We start from the raw sequence: 16,470 nt of genomic DNA on the forward strand, positions 1-16,470 counted from the left end.
GCGCTCTCCTGCACAGGGAGAGTGCCTCTTTCCGTAAATATGACTGCCGACCGAAACCTACGTAAAATCATCCACGTAGACATGGATGCCTTCTATGCCTCTGTGGAGCAACGCGACGACCCCTCGTTGCGTGGGAAGCCTATTGCCGTAGGATTTGATGGTGAGCGCAGTGTGTTGACTACGGCCAGTTATGAGGCTCGCCAGTTTGGCGTACATTCGGCCATGCCTACTTCTAAGGCTAAACGACTATGTCCTGAATTGATACTTGTACCAGTAAACTTTGAGAAGTATCGTGCCGTGTCGAGTAAGGTTCATGCTATTTTGCAGGATTACACAGACGTCATAGAGCCCCTTTCGCTTGATGAAGCTTTCTTGGATGTCTCTAATAATAAAATAGGTGTAGAGTTCGCTGTTGACATCGCACGTGAGATACGTCGGCGTATCAAAGAAGAACTGCATTTGACCGCTTCTGCCGGAGTTTCTTACAATAAACTGCTGGCCAAGATAGCATCCGATTATCGAAAACCCGACGGATTGACCGTGATTCATCCCAGTCGTGCACTCGATTTCTTGTCGCGTCTGCCTGTGGAAGACTTTTGGGGAGTCGGAGCTAAGACGGCTGAAAAGATGCATGGTCTCGGTATATTCACAGGTTTGCAACTACGACAATGTTCACAAGAGATGTTGATACGCCATTTTGGAAAGATGGGTGGCATCTTTTACCAGTTTACGCGGGGTGTAGATGACCGTCCGGTGGAAGCTCATTACATCAGGAAATCACTAGGCTGCGAACGTACTTTTCTAAAGGATTTGTCGCAACATTCATCGTTTGTCATTGAACTTTATCATTTGACGGAAGAATTGGTAGGCCGTATTGCGAAGGAAAATTTTAGGGGAACGACCCTAACCTTGAAGGCAAAGTATAGTGATTTTACGCAGGTAACACGCAGTGTGACGCGTCGGAAGCCTTTTATATCTAAAGATGAGATACTACCAGTGGCCAAACAGCTCATCGCACAGATAGAAGCCGAAAATCATGAAATACGTTTGTTGGGGCTGTCGGTGTCGCATTCGCATTTGGAAGATGATATGGGAAAGGCAGAATGGACAGAACTTGACATTCCATTTCCGGAGTGGATGAATGAAAAAAGATGAGTATGTAGATTTCGAGATTGATGTAAATCAAGGAAAATGGATTGAGGTTGAAGAAATATAGACAAAAATTCGAGGATGAAGAATGAGCCTTATACCTTTGCGACTTCTTTTGTAAAAGGATATTATTACGCAAAAAATAATTAGATAAGGCAGTGGATTGGTTGTCTAAAATAGGAGTAGTATTCATGGATATGGAAACGGTATCGTTGCTTGGTGGCGTGCTGTTTTTAACGATTCTCAGTGTTATTGCACTGAGACATACGAATGTACACTAGTAAATTATAAATAATTGTTACAGCGAAGATTGTATTTTATCTCTTGATATTAAACACTAAACAAACTTTAAAATAATGGACTTATTCATTATTTTACATAATAAAGAGTATAAAAGTTGGCCTAATTAAGGATTTCTACTTAAATTTGCAGCTAAAATAATATTTTCAATTTGAATGAAGGGGAAGTTATTATCCACTGCAGTGCTGTTGTTGTCGGCAATAAGTCTGCTTACTTCTTGTCTGGGCAATAATGACGAGAAAACAACTTACTATGGGGAAACGGCCATTACGTCCTTCAAGCTTGGGACATTAAAGAGAACCATACATACTAAGAATTCTGCTGGAAAAGATAGCGTTTACACTACAACGATAGATTGTAGTGGCTATTCTTTCTATATAGATCAAATCAATAATCGGATTTATAACCCGGATTCGTTGCCAAAAGGTGTCGATGTGGGTAAGGTGATATGTACGATTGCTGCGAAGAACGGTGGTGTAATTCTCTTGAAAGATAATGATTCTGACAGTTTGTTTTATTACAATACCTCGGATTCCATCAATTTTAAGCAGGCTCGTGAATTCCGTGTGATGTCTGCCGTGAACAGTTCTGAGACAGCTACACGTTCTTATCTCATTGACGTGAATGTGCATAAGGAAGTGGCTGATTCTTTCTCTTGGAACAATCTAGCAACCAATAATCCTCAGATCGCCGCATTGACAGCCATGCGCGGTTATGCGCTTGGAGGCTTCGTCTATGTGGTTGGAAACAAGGGAGCAGGCGTAGAGGTGTATCGTACAGCTGAAAGCGATGGCGCCACATGGTCTGCCGTAACACCTAATATTGCATTGTCTACTGAGGCATATAAGAATATTGCCATTCAAGATGGTACGGCTTATCTGCTCAACGATGGTGCTATCTATACATCGTCTGATTTCAAGACATGGCAGAAAGGTGCTTCGGCAGCTACAATCAAGCAATTATTGGGTTCTGGAACCAAGAAACTCTATGCGCTAACAACGACCAGTGGTTTGGCTGCGTCTGTAGATAAAGGTGCCACTTGGATTGTTGAGAAGTTGGATAATGATGCAGCGTTATTACCGACAGAAGATGTTAGCTTTGTTTGTCGACATGGGTCTGCAGGCGATGCTGTCGATTATTTGACGATTATTGGCAATCGTGCGGATTCTTATTCGAAAGATTCTACAGCGATGGTATGGGGTAAAGTAGAGGAACTCTCTGCCGGTGGCAAGACGCAGGCATGGACTTATTATCCTATAGCCCGCTCGGATAGATATAAAGCACAGCGCTTGACTAATTTGCAGGCAGTGCTCTATGGAAATGGTATGAGAGCCATTGGAGGTTCCGGTCGTGGAGCTAGTAAGGGCAAGGCTTTTGCCCAAGTGTATACAAGTGAGGACGGTGGATTGCATTGGCCTAAGGATACTGTTGTCACAATGCCTACGGGATTCTCTTCCAGCGAAACCTCGTTTGCGTTGGTGACAGACTCTCAACACCGCTTATGGATTATCTGTGGCGGTACAGGACAGGTGTGGAAGGGGTTGCTCTCCGGCTTGGCTTGGAAGAAGGAAGATACAATCTTTCAATAAAAATAAGAGCATTGCCCGTGAATAAAGGCTTTGGTGTGAATAGAAAGGTAGGTAATAGTGTGCGAATAGGATTGTTGGCATGCTTATTAGTCTTTACTGTCACACCGCTACATGCCCAAGATGATGACGAGTATCGTATGGAAATCGGTGCCGGATTAGGGCTTGATGGCTATCTTGGTGATTTCAATGGAAATCTGACGAAAGATTTACGGCCGATGATGGCGGTGATATTGCGACGCAATTTGAATCCTTATATGGGTTTACGATTGTCGGGTATGTTTGGAAAGTTAAAAGGTTCGTCGGCCGATGTAGACACCTATTATCCTGCTTATGCCAGTATTCCCCATCAATTTAGTCGTTCTTTGGTAGATATAGGCCTCACTTATGAATATAATTTCTGGTCGTATGGCACTGGGCGCGATTACCGTGGAGCCAAAAGATTGACCCCCTATGTGGGTATAGGTGTTGGCGGTACGTTCGTGTCGGGTAATGGTAACGATTTTACTTTCAATTTCCCGATAGGGCTAGGTCTTAAATATAAGGTGGCCGACCGATTGAATTTGGGGTTGGAATGGATGATGCATTTCGGTACGAGCGATATGTTGGATGGGGTGAAAGACCCTTATGCGATAGCTAGTTCCGGCTTGTTTAAGAATACTGATAGCTATTCGACGTGCATGTTGACACTGGCTTATAGTTTTATGCCGAAGTGCAAGACGTGTAATAAAGATTATTGACGATATGACAGAGCAATTAGATATGAATCGCATTCCGCAACACGTGGCTATCATCATGGATGGTAACGGGCGTTGGGCTGCAGAGCGTGGCAAGGAACGCAGCTTTGGTCATCAGGCTGGGGTGGATACGGTACGTCGTATTACATCAGAGTGTGTGCGCCTAGGTGTGAAATATTTGACGCTATATACATTCTCTACAGAAAACTGGAATCGACCTACTGATGAGATTTCTGCCTTGATGGGCTTGGTGTTGTCTTCGTTGGAAGATGAAATTTTCATGAAGAACAATGTTAGATTCCAAGTTATTGGCGATATAGAACGTCTTCCAGAGGTGGTACAAGAAAAGCTGAGAGAGACCGAAAGTCATACCTCTGATAATGATGCCATGACCATGGTGGTGGCTTTGAGTTACTCTTCGCGTTGGGAAATCACAAAAGCTTTGCGTGATATGATAAGCGAAGGTGTTAAACCGGAAGATGTGACAGAGGCGTTTGTCACTGCTCATTTGGAGACGAAAGATATGCCTGATCCCGAATTACTCATCCGTACTGGCGGTGAATTGCGCATCTCTAATTATCTGCTTTGGCAGATTGCTTATTCTGAACTCTATTTCTGTGATACCTATTGGCCCGATTTCGGTGAAGAAGATCTACGACGTGCCATTCTCAGTTATCAGAGTAGACAGCGCAGATTCGGTAAGACAGAGGAGCAAGTAGAAAACGAACAGAATTCAAAATAAGAATATCTATACACCACAGAATATAAAGACGAAAGAAATTTTCCGAATGATGAATTATATAAATAAGGTGTTGATAGCCTTGGCGGTGTTTACATACAGCCTCGGTATAGAAGCGCAAGATAAAATAGTAAATCCTGATATCTCGTATGCAGGCAATCCTCGTACGTGTATTCTGGGGGGTATCAATGTCTCAGGAGTGGAGAACTATGAAGATTATATGCTGACAGGTATCTCCGGATTGAGCGTTGGACAAGAGATAAGTGTGCCGGGAAGCGAAATCACAGAGGCTGTGAAGCGTTACTGGAAACATGGTCTTTTCTCTGATGTAAAGGTGTCTGCCGACTCTATCGTTGGTCGTAAGGTGTACTTGCACTTCTATCTAAAGACTCGTCCTCGTGTTTCTACCATCAATTACTCTGGCTTGAAGAAGAGTGAGCGTGAGGATATGGAACAGAAACTCGGCTTATTGAAGGGGTCACAGATTACACCGAATATGATTGACCGTGCCAAGATATTGGCCAAGAAATACTTTGATGATAAAGGCTTTAAGAACGCGGAGATAGAGATAAATCAGCGCGAAGACGTGGCAAACAAGAATCAAGTGATTCTTGATGTCAATGTTGATAAGAAAGAGAAGATGAAGGTTCGTAGGATTATCATCGATGGAAACGAGAAACTTTCAGACTCTAAGATAAAAGGTGGATTCCTTAAGAAAGGTGCTTTTTCGAAGATTCATGAGGCTGGAACACTTGGTGGATTTTTGAAAGCAAAGAAGTTTACGCCAGAGCGTTATGCTGAAGACAAGAAGAAGCTTATTGAGAAATATAATGAACTGGGTTATCGTGATGCCACTATTGTGAAGGATAGCGTATGGAATAATGACGATAAACATGTCAATATATATATAAAGGTAGACGAAGGACAGAAGTATTATCTGCGCAATATCACATGGGCTGGTAACACTGTTTACTCTACTGACTATCTGAGTGCGTTGCTTGGTATGCAGAAAGGGGATGTTTACAACCAAAAGCAATTGAGCAAACGCTTGTCTGAAGATGAGGATGCTGTGGGCAATAGCTACTGGAATAATGGTTATTTGTTCTACAATTTGAATCCTACAGAGGTTAATATTGTTGGCGACTCCATTGATTTGGAGATGCGTATTGTGGAAGGACCGCAGGCTCATATCGATCATGTGCGAATCAATGGTAACGACCGTTTATATGAAAATGTAGTTCGTCGTGAGTTGCGTACCAAACCCGGAGACCTATTCTCTAAGGAAGCTTTGCAGCGTTCAGCACGTGAATTGGGCTCTATGGGACACTTCGACCCAGAAAAAGTGAATCCGGATGTGAAGCCAAACTATGAGAATGGAACGGTAGACATTAACTGGAACTTGGCTCAGAAGAGTAATGACCAGATTGAATTCTCACTCGGTTATGGACAAACGGGTGTCATTGGGCGAGTTGGATTGAAGTTGAATAACTTCTCTATAGCCAACTTATTCAATAAGAATAGAGAGCATCGTGGTATTATGCCTATCGGTGATGGTGAGACATTGTCATTGGGTGCACAGACCAATGGTACTTACTATCAATCGTATAATGCCAGTTATTCAACTAACTGGTTGGGTGGAAAGCGCCCCATTCAGTTCTCTGTGAGTGCTTATTACAGTAAGCAGACTGACGTATCAAGCAGTTATTATAATAGTGGATATATGAACAACTATTATAATTCCATCTATGGTATGGGTAACAGCTATTATAACAACTATGAGAACTACTATGATCCAGACAAGTATGTGAAGTTGTTAGGTGTCAGTGTAGGGTGGGGTAAACGTCTACGTTGGCCCGATGACTATTTCATGTTGTCTATGCAGTTGTCTTACCAGCGCTATATTTTGAAGAATTGGAATTACTTCTTGATGACGAATGGCTCTGCTAATAATATCAACTTGAACCTTTCGTTGAGTCGAGTATCTACCGATAACCAACTCTTCCCACGTCGTGGTTCTGAGTTTATGGCCTCTGTTACTTTGACTCCGCCTTGGAGTGCATGGGATGGTAAGGACTATAAGAACCTTGCAACAGATAGACAATCGGCCACTTACTCACAAGAACAACAAGAGAAGTTCCACTGGATAGAGTATCATAAGTGGAAGTTTAAGGCTAAGACCTATACGGCTCTTTCAGGTGGTCAGAAGTGTTTTGTGTTGATGACCCGTGTAGAAATGGGTATCTTAGGTAGCTATAACAAGTATAAGAAGAGTCCGTTCGAGACCTATTATATGGGTGGTGACGGTATGAGTGGATATTCTACCGGCTATGCGGAAGAGACTATTGGATTGCGTGGTTATGAGAATGGCTCGCTCACATCGCAAGGTGAGGGTTATGCTTACGACCGTTTCTCGCTGGAACTTCGCTATCCATTCCTCCTTGGTAATACTACAATCTACGGTCTTACCTTCGTAGAAGCAGGTAATGCTTGGACATCTGTGAAGAATTTCAACCCATTCGACATGAAGCGTAGTGCCGGTGTTGGTGTTCGTCTCTTCTTGCCTATGGTTGGTCTGATGGGTATTGACTGGGCTTACGGATTTGATAAGGTGTTTGGAACAAAGGGTGGAAGCCAGTTCCACTTCATCTTAGGACAAGAGTTCTAGAATTAAATGATAATGAAATGAAGAAATTGTTGATGATATGCCTGATGGCTCTAGTGGGGCTTACGGCAAATGCGCAGAAGTTTGCGTTGATGGATATGGAATATGTGTTGAAGCATATTCCGGCCTATGAGCGTGCCAATGAGCAACTCAATCAAGTGAGCAAGAAGTGGCAGGCAGAAGTAGAAGCCCTGAATACGGAAGCCAGCACGATGTATAAGAATTATCAGAACGAGGTGGTCTTCCTCTCTAAGGAGCAGAAGAAAGCCAAGCAAGATCAGATCATGCAGAAAGAGAAAGCAGCAGCTGACCTCAAGAAGAAATATTTCGGACCGGAAGGTGAACTCTTTAAAAAGCGTGAGAGTTTGATGACACCTATCCAAGATGAAATCTATGCAGCTGTGAAGGAGATCTCAGAATTGCGTGGTTACAGTCTTGTCTTGGATCGTGCTAGCGATACAGCCATCATCTTTGGTAGTCCACGTATTGACATTTCTACCGAGATACTACAAAAACTGGGATATGAATAGAGTGAAGAGTTAGGAGTGAGAAGTGATGAATTATGGGCATTTTGCTTAACTCTATCACTCCAATTTACTCCTTAACTCCCATGATAGAAATAGAATTAATAATTAAATAAACTTTAGAAACGATGAAGAAGATTATTTTGATGTTGATGCTTTTTGCACCATTGTCAATGTTTGCACAGAAGTTTGGCCACCTGAATGCTCAGGAAGTAATGGCTAGCATGCCTGAGTTTATCAAGGCTCGTGGTGAGATGGAAGCTACTGCAAAGCAGTACGAGAACGACTTGAAGGCTATGCAGGACGAGTTGACTCGCAAGTCTCAGGACTATGACAAGAATAAGAGTACGATGAATGCTACCAAACAACAGGAGACAGAGACCGAATTACAGACTATGTATCAGAAGATACAGCAGACTTATCAGGACAATCAACAGGCTCTTCAGAAAGCTCAGCAAGAGAAAATGACTCCTATCACAACCAAACTTGTCAACGCTATCAAAGCAGTTGGTAAGACCGGTGGCTATGTTTACATCATGGATGTGAGCGCAGGTATCCCTTATATCAGCGATACATTGAGCAAGGATGTTACTTCAGAGGTAAAGGCTCAGCTCTCTAAGACTAAGTAATACAAGTTGTTTATATCATATAGGTGGGGGCAGGGGAGATTCCTTGCCCCCATTTTGTTCTTTCTTAATATCCACAACTAATCTTAACGACTTATGAAAAAATATTTCCTTTTTTTAGTGCTATGCTTCGTTATGCTATCGGCTTCGGCTCAAGATATGCAGAAGTTTGGCTATTTCAGTTTCGACACGGTGCTCAAATCGATGCCGGAATATACCATTGCACAGCGCAATATGGAAAGCTTGCGCGGTAAATATGCGGCTGAAACCAAGCGAGTGGAGGATGAGTTTAATAAGAAATATGAGGAATTCCTCGAAGGACAACGTGAGTTTGAACCAACTATTTTGCAAAAGCGTCAGGCAGAATTGCAAGAGATGATGGAGAAGAATGTTGCCTTTAAAGCCAATGCCGAACGTCTTTTGAAGCAGGCTGAGGCCGATGCTTATGGACCGGTACGCGAGAAGTTGAGGACAACGGTTCGTCGTATTGGCATGGAGCGCGGTTATATGTTCGTCTTGAACACCGATAACGATGCTGTTCCCTACATCAATAGCATGATGGGAGAAGACATCAATACCTTGTTACTGGATGCAGTGAAGTAATGGAAACCTCACCCCTAACCCCTCTCCCAAGGCGAGGGGAATAAAGATAGAGTTTTATAAATGATGGTCAATAGGCTTTTAGCTTCACTCCATCACTGCTTCACTCCCCCTAAATCTTTACCTCATTTCCCCTCTCCCAAGGCGAGGGGGAATAAAGATAGAGTTTTATAAATGATGGTCAATAGGCTTTTAGCTTCACTCCATCACTGCTTCACTCCCCCTAACTCCTTACCTCATCTCCCCTCTCCTTGGGAGAGGGGGTGGGAGAGAGGTTAATTAATTGCATTTATGAATCTTCCCCAAAATCCCGGCCCTATAGGCGTATTCGATTCCGGTTATGGCGGATTGACCATCTTACATGGTATTCGTCAGTTGCTACCGCAGTACGATTATGTCTATTTAGGTGATAATGCACGTGCGCCATACGGTACACGCTCTTTCGATATAGTGTATAAATTTACACGTCAAGCAGTCTTAAAATTGTTCTCAATGGGCTGCCATCTCGTGATATTGGGCTGTAATACCGCTTCGGCCAAAGCTCTACGCTCCATTCAGCGTCGCGATATTCCGATGTGGGATTCTGGCCGGCGTGTGCTGGGAGTAATTCGTCCTACAGCCGAGATTATTGGTAATATCACACAATCTTGCCATGTAGGTTTGCTAGCGACCGAAGGAACGGTCAAGAGTAGAAGCTATGACATGGAGATAGGTAAGCTTTGGCCTGATATCAAAGTGTCGGGTGTGGCTTGTCCTTTTTGGGTTCCTTTGGTCGAATATAATGAAGCTGATAGTCCCGGAGCCGATTATTTCGTCAAGAAGCGTGTGGATGAGTTGATGCGGAAGGATGCAAATATTGATACCATTATCTTAGGATGCACCCATTATCCCATTCTGATGCCGAAGATAGTGAAGTATGTTCCCTCCGGCGTGAGGGTCTTGCCACAAGGCGAGTACGTAGCCGATAGTCTGCAAACTTATCTAGGTGAGCATCCGGCTATTGAGAAGAAGTGTACCCAAGGTGGCAGTTGTTACTACTACACGACGGAGAATGCCGATAAATTTAAAGAGTCGGCACGTATTTTCCTGCACGAAGACGTACAGGTAACACATATTGATCTCGACGATCGTAAGTTTTTCTAATGGAGCATGGACAGTGGTTATCGTCTTTTTCGACCACTGTCCATGTTTTTTGTTAATGCCATTGTCCCAAAGAAAAATAGGATGGCCGTCACGAAACCGGCTATTGCGTCAATGGCATAATGGGCTTGGATATAGACCGTTGCCATACATAGTAATAGATAGAAAGGCAACATCAATACTAGTAATTTATAATTTCGTGCATACAGCACAAGCAGCATGCAGATGGTCGATATACCTACATGGCTGCTAGGGAAAGCTGCCGTAGGGCGTTCTCCAGCAGCTTTGGCGTCTTCTACCAATTGATAGAATATGCCGTGTGTGTATCCCGGACTAGGCAGGCAATCCGTATGCGTATTGAAATAGTCGTGTACTTGTGGAAAGATTCCTTTTACCACGTATTCCATTCCTATCGCTTTGTAATAGAATGTTGGCCCGGTTACGGGTAGGAATACATAAATTACGTAATAAGCAAAGAACGAAACCAATACAACGGTTGCAGCTCGTTCAAACTCCTGATAGCGGCATACGAAGAAGTAAAGTATGGTCAATACTATCATAGGATAATAGGAAGCATACCCCATATCCATGAGTTCGCTTACGATATGCGAAGGGAATTTGGCAGCAAAGAGCAAGGCTGGTTGACAACCAAACATCATCTGTTCCCAGCGAGCAAATAAGTGGTCGAGGTTGGGAAAGATACGATTGAGTTCGTAAGTGTCGGGATACCACCACGCCAGTAGGCCGAGTTGAGCTCCCACTCTTATAAAGCGTGTCAGCCGGCAAGGCACCAGTCTATAGACAGCCCATAGTGCTATGGTGATGGCTCCAATGCGTACACGTCCCCATATCATCGCATGGGGACTCTCCATCTTTGTGTATGTAAAGAGTATAACGAGCAGTGTTAGTAGCATATAGCCCAGCACTGCCCATTCCAATACCATGAGTCCGCGATGCGGTTTCTTCTCGATGGTAACCAAGTCTTTCAGAAATTTCATTGTTTTCATTTATAGCCAACTGTTTTCTCGATACCATTGAATCGTGAGGTCTACACCTTTCTTCAAGTCGTAAAGTGCGTGGTATCCCAGTTCATCCATTGTTGGCTCTATGTTACAACGCCAGTTGCGTTGTTTCAATATATGATATTTATCGTTGTTGAGTGCCGAAGGTTGTTTGCCGGTTCTACCTACGTATTCGCCTATCCATGTGATGATGCGGAGTAGTGCTATCGGGGCTGTGAGGCGTATCCACCAAGGGCGCCCCAATGCTTCGTGTATGTAGTTGCTGAATGCGCTCGATTGATAGACATTACCATCACTCAAGAAGTATTTTCTCCCGTTCATGCCATGGTCGAAAGCAAGGAATACAGCCTGTACCACATCCTGTACATATACGAATGTAATGTCTTGTCGTGTGAATCCTACAGCAAAGTCTACATGGTTCTTAATACTCTTTGCCATGAGGAAGTAGTCGTGCTCACGTGGCCCATAGACTCCTGTGGGGCGCAGAATGATATAAGGGAAGTCGTTGCCTATGCTGTCGAGGAATTGTTCTGCTTGCAGTTTGCTCTGCCCATAAGCCGTATTCGGGCGGGGCGTATCTTCTTCGCAAATCTCTGCATAGGGCTTTTGTTCGCGTATAGCTCCATACACGCTGAGGCTGCTTAGGTAGACAAAGCGGCGTATCGGCATCTGTAATTCGAGCAAAGCATTGACTAAATTTTTTGTTCCTTCGGTATTGACGCGGAAGAAATCGTTCTTGTTCCGACATTTGGTCACGCCTGCGGCATGTACCACATAGTCGAAAGTATGGTCGCGGAGTTGTTCTTTCAACTCCTGCTTGTCATTCAGATTGAGTTCGATGAAGTGGATACGTGGGTCGGTGAGATACTGTCGAGAACTGCTCTTTCGCACAGCTGCCCACACTTCAAACCCTTTGTTCAAGGCTTCTTCTACGATAAAACTTCCGATGAATCCACTGGCACCGGTAATGAGAACGTTCATTTAAAGATACTAATAACTATTCGATACAAAAATAGTGATATTTTCTGAAATACGAGAATTCTCACAACATTTACTTCTCATTAGCCGGTGTCTTGCCTTTTTGTTTTTCTTACATCGTCTTATTTGTTCCTATAAAAATTGTCGATAAGCAGAATATATCGTATCTTCACGACCGTATTTATAGACAAATTAATTGAAAGTATTTTTATGAGTAATGTATTATTAGTAAGCGGACATCCAGATTTAAATATATCGAATGCCAATGCGACGGTTATCAGTAAGTTGAAAGAGTTGATTCCTACTATGGAAGTAAGTGATCTTGGGGCACTATATCCCAATCGCAAGATTGATGTAGCTGCCGAGCAAGCTAAGTTAGTGAAGGCAGATACCATTATTTGGCAGTTTCCTCTCTATTGGTTTGCTACTCCCGGTATCTTTAAGCAGTGGATGGATGATGTATTGCTCTATGGCTTTGCTTATGGTTCTACAGGTGATAAACTCCATGGTAAGAAGGTCATCGTATCTGTAACTGCGGGTGCGGGCATCGAGAACTATAGCGACAAAGGTCGTACGATAGAAGATTTAATGGCTCCTATCATTCGTAGTATAGATTTCTGCGGTATGGAGTTTGTTGGCTGTGTCACTGAAGCCGGGATGCTTTATATGCCGGGTGTGATGCCCGAAGAGGTGTTGGCGGGCGTAAAGACCAAGGCTGTTGCGCAAGCTGAGCGTGTGGCTGCGCTGGTAAAATAAGCCTATTGAGTTTTGCTTGTTCGCAATGATAAACGCCTGAAAATACTAGTTTGGCAAGAGGAATTTGCTATTTTGTAAATTTATAGGTAGTTATCATTCGTAGAACTCGCGTTTAATTATTACCTTTGCATACAACATAGGCCGATGTTCTGTTGCCTTGTTGTATGCTTTTGTTGGTTCCATAGTTTAATGGATAGAACGGAGGTTTCCTAAACCTTTGATCCGAGTTCGATTCTCGGTGGAATCACAATTCAAGTTAAAAGCCGCGACTCTAGGAAAAATCCTTGAGCCGCGGCTTTTATTATATAAGAGGTATTGTTCTATGCTACCTTCTCTTCAATCTTCTTACCCATTGTCAAGTAAGCAATAGGAGATGCGATGAAGATAGACGACAGTGTACCGAATACTACACCAAGTGCCATAGCAAATGCGAATGGCTGGATACTCTCTCCACCGAGGAATAGGATACACAACAATACGAGCAATGTTGTAGACGAGGTGTTGATGGTACGAGCCAATGTTTGGTTGATACTATCGTTGAATACTGTCTGATAATCCTGCTTTGGATGCAACTTCAAATTCTCACGTATACGGTCGAATACCACCACCTTATCGTTGATAGAGTAACCGATAACGGTCAAGATAGCGCCGATGAAGGTTTGGTCTATTTCAAGAGAGAATGGTACCACGCCCTGTAATAGCGAGAACAAACCGATGACTACCAAGGCATCGAATGCCAAAGCTATAGTTGAACCTACAGAGAATGCCACGTTGCGGAAACGAATTAAGATATATACGAAGATGGCAATCAGGGCGAAGAGCACACTGATGATGGCACCGTATGTAATATCTTTAGCTACAGAAGGACCTACCTTGGTACTGCTGATGATAGAACCTCCTTGGCGGATGTCCGGATTCTTGAAGTCGGAAACGCTCTTCTGACTTACCAGTCCGTCGGCTTTCAATGCGTTGTAAAGCATGGTTTCTGCCTCGTCGTCTACTGTTGGGCTGTTGCTCTCAATCTTGTAGTTGGTCGACATACGGATGGTGCGGTTGTCGGTACCCAGTGCCAAAGCACTTGTTGTACAACCGGGGAAGGTTTTAGCCAATACACCACGCACTTCTTCAGGCTGAACAGGGTTCTCAAATTGTACTACGTAGTTACGTCCACCGGTGAAGTCGATGCTCTTACCAATACCACGAACGAAGAAGCTGGCGATGAATACAATTGTCATAATAACGACGATGCCAAAGCTGGTCTTGTAAACTCCCATGAATGGAAAGTGCACATTCTGCATCAAGTTCTCTGACAATGGAGTATGGAACTTCAACTTTGTCCAACGATCCTTGTTCAACTGATATTCATAAACGAGACGTGTGAGGAACACAGCTGTAAAGAATGAGCAGACGATACCGATAATCAAAGTGGTAGCGAAACCACGGATAGGACCTGTACCGAATACGTAGAGGATGACACCAGTGATGATAGAAGTCAAGTTAGAGTCGAAGATAGCCGAGAAAGCATTGTCGTAACCGGCTTTCAGAGCTTGTCTCATACCGAGTCCGGCACGCAACTCTTCTTTGATACGTTCATAGATAAGCACGTTGGCATCGACGGCCGTACCGAGCGATAGCACCATACCGGCAATACCTGACATGGTAAGTGCGGCTTGGAACGAGGTCAGAATACCGAGTGTAAAGAATAGGTTGACAATCAAAGCGATGTTAGCCATCATACCGGGAATGAGGTTGTACATCACAACCATGTACACCATCAACAGCACGAAAGCGATAGCAAATGATACAACGCCCTGTTCGATAGACTGTGCACCCAGTGTAGGACCTACCACTTCTTCCTGTACGATGCGTGCAGGAGCTGGCATACGACCCGACTTCAAGGTGTTGGCCAAGTCCTTGGTATCCTCAATGGTGAAGTTACCTGAGATAGAAGACTGGCCTCCATCAATCTCTCCGTTTACACGAGGAGCAGAGTAAACCACGCCATCCAATACAATAGCAATAGCTTTACCAACGTTGGCTTTGGTCAATGCAGCCCAACGACGTGCACCTTCTGAGTTCATGCTCATGCTAACCTCAGGTGAACCGGTGAGGTTGTTGAACTGGTCTTTGGCGTCGGTCACTACATCGCCTTCCAGCGGAGCGCGTCCACTAGCCGATGTAACCTTCAATGCGTGCAGCTCATAGATGTTTTTGCCCTTTACCAAGTCGCTAGGCTTAGCACTCCAAAGGAGTTTCAAGTCAGAAGGCAACACCTGTTTTGCAAGTGCACTATAGATAATCTTATTGATGGCAGCGGTATCGCGAACACTGGCAAAAGCCACAAGGCTTAGCGAATTCTGACCCGATGTCTGAAGCATAGCGAGCAATGGATGCTGCTTCTTGGCTGCCTCCATCTGTGCTTCTGTATTTTCTTTTATAGTTTTGTCTGCCTTATTGTTCAGCTTAAACTTAGGCTGCTCTGCTGTTTTGGCAGCAACTTGTGCTGTATCTGCCTTTACTTGTGTGGTGTCGGCACCACCGTTTGCCAAGCGAGTATCCAATTGGCTGAGGTAAGGAATGATTTCCTCGGAATTGTAAGTCTCCCAGAATTCGAGGTTGGCACTTCCCTGCAGCAGCTTACGCATACGCTCCGGTTCGCGGATACCCGGCATTTCTACCATGATACGACCGTCTTGGCCTTCCAGTTTCTGAATGTTAGGCTGTACGACACCGAACTTGTCGATACGTGTACGAACTACGTTGAAAGAGTTGTCGATGGCGCTCTTTACTTCGGCACGTAGTACTTTCTCTACTTCTGAGTCGCTGCTTTGTGGGTTTACTTTGCCCTGTAACTGCTGAGTAGCGAAAATTTCTGCGAGGCGATGCCCCGGTGCGTTCTTCTTATAAGCCTTGATGAAGAGAGAGATGAAGTCACTCTGACTGTGCTCTTCCTCTACGCGAGCCTCTTTGATAGACTTGGTGAAACCTGCGTCTGTCTTGTGGTCGGCGAGCATTTCCACTACATCGGGTACAGAAATCTCCAAGATGACGTTCATACCGCCCTTGAGGTCAAGACCTAGACCGATTTGAGTCTCCAGACATTTCTGATAAGAGTAGATACCCAGATACTTCACCGAGTCCTTGTAGTCTTGCTGCGCAATAGGGTCTTTCAACTTGGCTGCCTCTGTGTCATAGTGGTGTGTAGCCACAGAGAACGACAAGTAGAAAATGCTTGCAAGCGTCAAGAGGACGGCTGTACAAATTACAATTCCTTTGTTTTGCATTTTATTGTGTTATTATTGATTATTGTTTTTCGACAATATTAACTATCCTACACCTACTATATATTAGGTGTATATAGGCTGCAAAGATAAGGTTTTTTTAGCATTTCGGAAAATTTATAGCCGTTAAATGTGCAAAAAAGCGACTATAAAGTGGGTTTCTTACTGCTCATTTGGCTACCTCTCAACTCTTAATTCCTCACTTCTCACTCCTAAATTCATAAGCTTGTTTACTCGTCCATTTGTCTATTAGAAAATTGCAAAGCTCTTTCAGCATTGTTGCCTCAACTCTTCAGCGTTTCTGAATAGGCTAGGCAGCGATGTTGCGGAGGCGGTGCAACAGCCCCACCTCAGTCCTTTACAGCCCCAC

13 protein-coding genes and 1 tRNA gene are annotated in these 16,470 nt (G+C 43.9%); 11 read left to right on the plus strand and 3 right to left on the minus strand.

The window, feature by feature from the left end; all coding sequences use genetic code 11:
- Positions 1 to 39 precede the first annotated feature (39 nt).
- The 9 genes from dinB (at position 40) to murI (ending at position 10,066) form a co-directional block, all read left to right on the plus strand.
- Positions 40 to 1,155 (plus strand): DNA polymerase IV, encoded by a 1,116-nt coding sequence (gene dinB / locus HMPREF0671_RS05565; RefSeq protein ID WP_036897759.1) that lies wholly within the window; start codon positions 40 to 42, stop codon positions 1,153 to 1,155.
- A 449-nt stretch (positions 1,156 to 1,604) separates the two neighbouring features.
- Positions 1,605 to 3,038, plus strand: a complete 1,434-nt coding sequence (locus tag HMPREF0671_RS05570; protein ID WP_036897762.1) for a DUF6242 domain-containing protein — start codon at positions 1,605 to 1,607, stop codon at positions 3,036 to 3,038.
- Positions 3,039 to 3,097: 59 nt separating this feature from the next.
- Positions 3,098 to 3,775, plus strand: a complete 678-nt coding sequence (locus HMPREF0671_RS05575) for a DUF6089 family protein (RefSeq protein ID WP_036897800.1) — start codon at positions 3,098 to 3,100, stop codon at positions 3,773 to 3,775.
- A 4-nt stretch (positions 3,776 to 3,779) separates the two neighbouring features.
- Positions 3,780 to 4,514 (plus strand): isoprenyl transferase, encoded by a 735-nt coding sequence (locus tag HMPREF0671_RS05580; RefSeq protein WP_036897765.1) that lies wholly within the window; start codon positions 3,780 to 3,782, stop codon positions 4,512 to 4,514.
- A gap of 49 nt (positions 4,515 to 4,563) precedes the next feature.
- Positions 4,564 to 7,176, plus strand: coding sequence for an outer membrane protein assembly factor (locus HMPREF0671_RS05585; RefSeq protein ID WP_036897803.1), 2,613 nt, complete (start codon positions 4,564 to 4,566; stop codon positions 7,174 to 7,176).
- A 17-nt stretch (positions 7,177 to 7,193) separates the two neighbouring features.
- Positions 7,194 to 7,703 carry an OmpH family outer membrane protein gene (locus HMPREF0671_RS05590; RefSeq protein WP_036897767.1) on the plus strand — a complete coding sequence of 170 codons (510 nt, stop codon included), beginning with the start codon at positions 7,194 to 7,196 and terminating at the stop codon, positions 7,701 to 7,703.
- Between the two features lie 122 nt (positions 7,704 to 7,825).
- Complete coding sequence (locus HMPREF0671_RS05595; RefSeq protein ID WP_036897770.1) at positions 7,826 to 8,326, plus strand: OmpH family outer membrane protein; 501 nt, start codon at positions 7,826 to 7,828, stop codon at positions 8,324 to 8,326.
- 93 nt (positions 8,327 to 8,419) lie between these two features.
- Positions 8,420 to 8,926, plus strand: a complete 507-nt coding sequence (locus HMPREF0671_RS05600) for an OmpH family outer membrane protein (RefSeq protein ID WP_036897772.1) — start codon at positions 8,420 to 8,422, stop codon at positions 8,924 to 8,926.
- 288 nt (positions 8,927 to 9,214) lie between these two features.
- Positions 9,215 to 10,066, plus strand: coding sequence for a glutamate racemase (gene murI / locus HMPREF0671_RS05605; protein ID WP_036897775.1), 852 nt, complete (start codon positions 9,215 to 9,217; stop codon positions 10,064 to 10,066).
- A 17-nt stretch (positions 10,067 to 10,083) separates the two neighbouring features.
- Here murI and HMPREF0671_RS05610 read toward each other — a convergent pair whose 3' ends face one another.
- Both HMPREF0671_RS05610 and HMPREF0671_RS05615 read right to left on the minus strand, forming a co-directional pair.
- A complete protein-coding gene (locus HMPREF0671_RS05610; RefSeq protein WP_198025883.1) occupies positions 10,084 to 11,070 on the minus strand; it encodes a phosphatase PAP2 family protein in 987 nt (328 codons plus the stop codon).
- A complete protein-coding gene (locus tag HMPREF0671_RS05615; protein WP_036897778.1) occupies positions 11,071 to 12,066 on the minus strand; it encodes an NAD(P)-dependent oxidoreductase in 996 nt (331 codons plus the stop codon).
- Positions 12,067 to 12,273: 207 nt separating this feature from the next.
- Here HMPREF0671_RS05615 and HMPREF0671_RS05620 point away from each other — a divergent pair, with 207 nt between their 5' ends.
- Together HMPREF0671_RS05620 and HMPREF0671_RS05625 are read left to right on the plus strand one after the other, a co-directional pair.
- Entirely contained in the window at positions 12,274 to 12,819 is a 546-nt protein-coding gene (locus HMPREF0671_RS05620; RefSeq protein ID WP_036897780.1) for an NAD(P)H-dependent oxidoreductase, read from the plus strand.
- 175 nt (positions 12,820 to 12,994) lie between these two features.
- Positions 12,995 to 13,066 (plus strand) — tRNA-Arg (locus tag HMPREF0671_RS05625).
- Positions 13,067 to 13,139: 73 nt separating this feature from the next.
- Here the strand turns inward: HMPREF0671_RS05625 and secDF are convergent.
- On the minus strand, positions 13,140 to 16,103 hold the full coding sequence (gene secDF, locus HMPREF0671_RS05630) for a protein translocase subunit SecDF (RefSeq protein WP_036897783.1): 2,964 nt from the start codon (positions 16,101 to 16,103) through the stop codon (positions 13,140 to 13,142).
- Positions 16,104 to 16,470: the final 367 nt, after the last annotated feature.

The sequence above is a fragment of the Prevotella sp. S7 MS 2 genome (assembly GCF_000762865.1).
In the GTDB taxonomy this organism is placed as follows: Bacteria; Bacteroidota; Bacteroidia; order Bacteroidales; family Bacteroidaceae; genus Prevotella.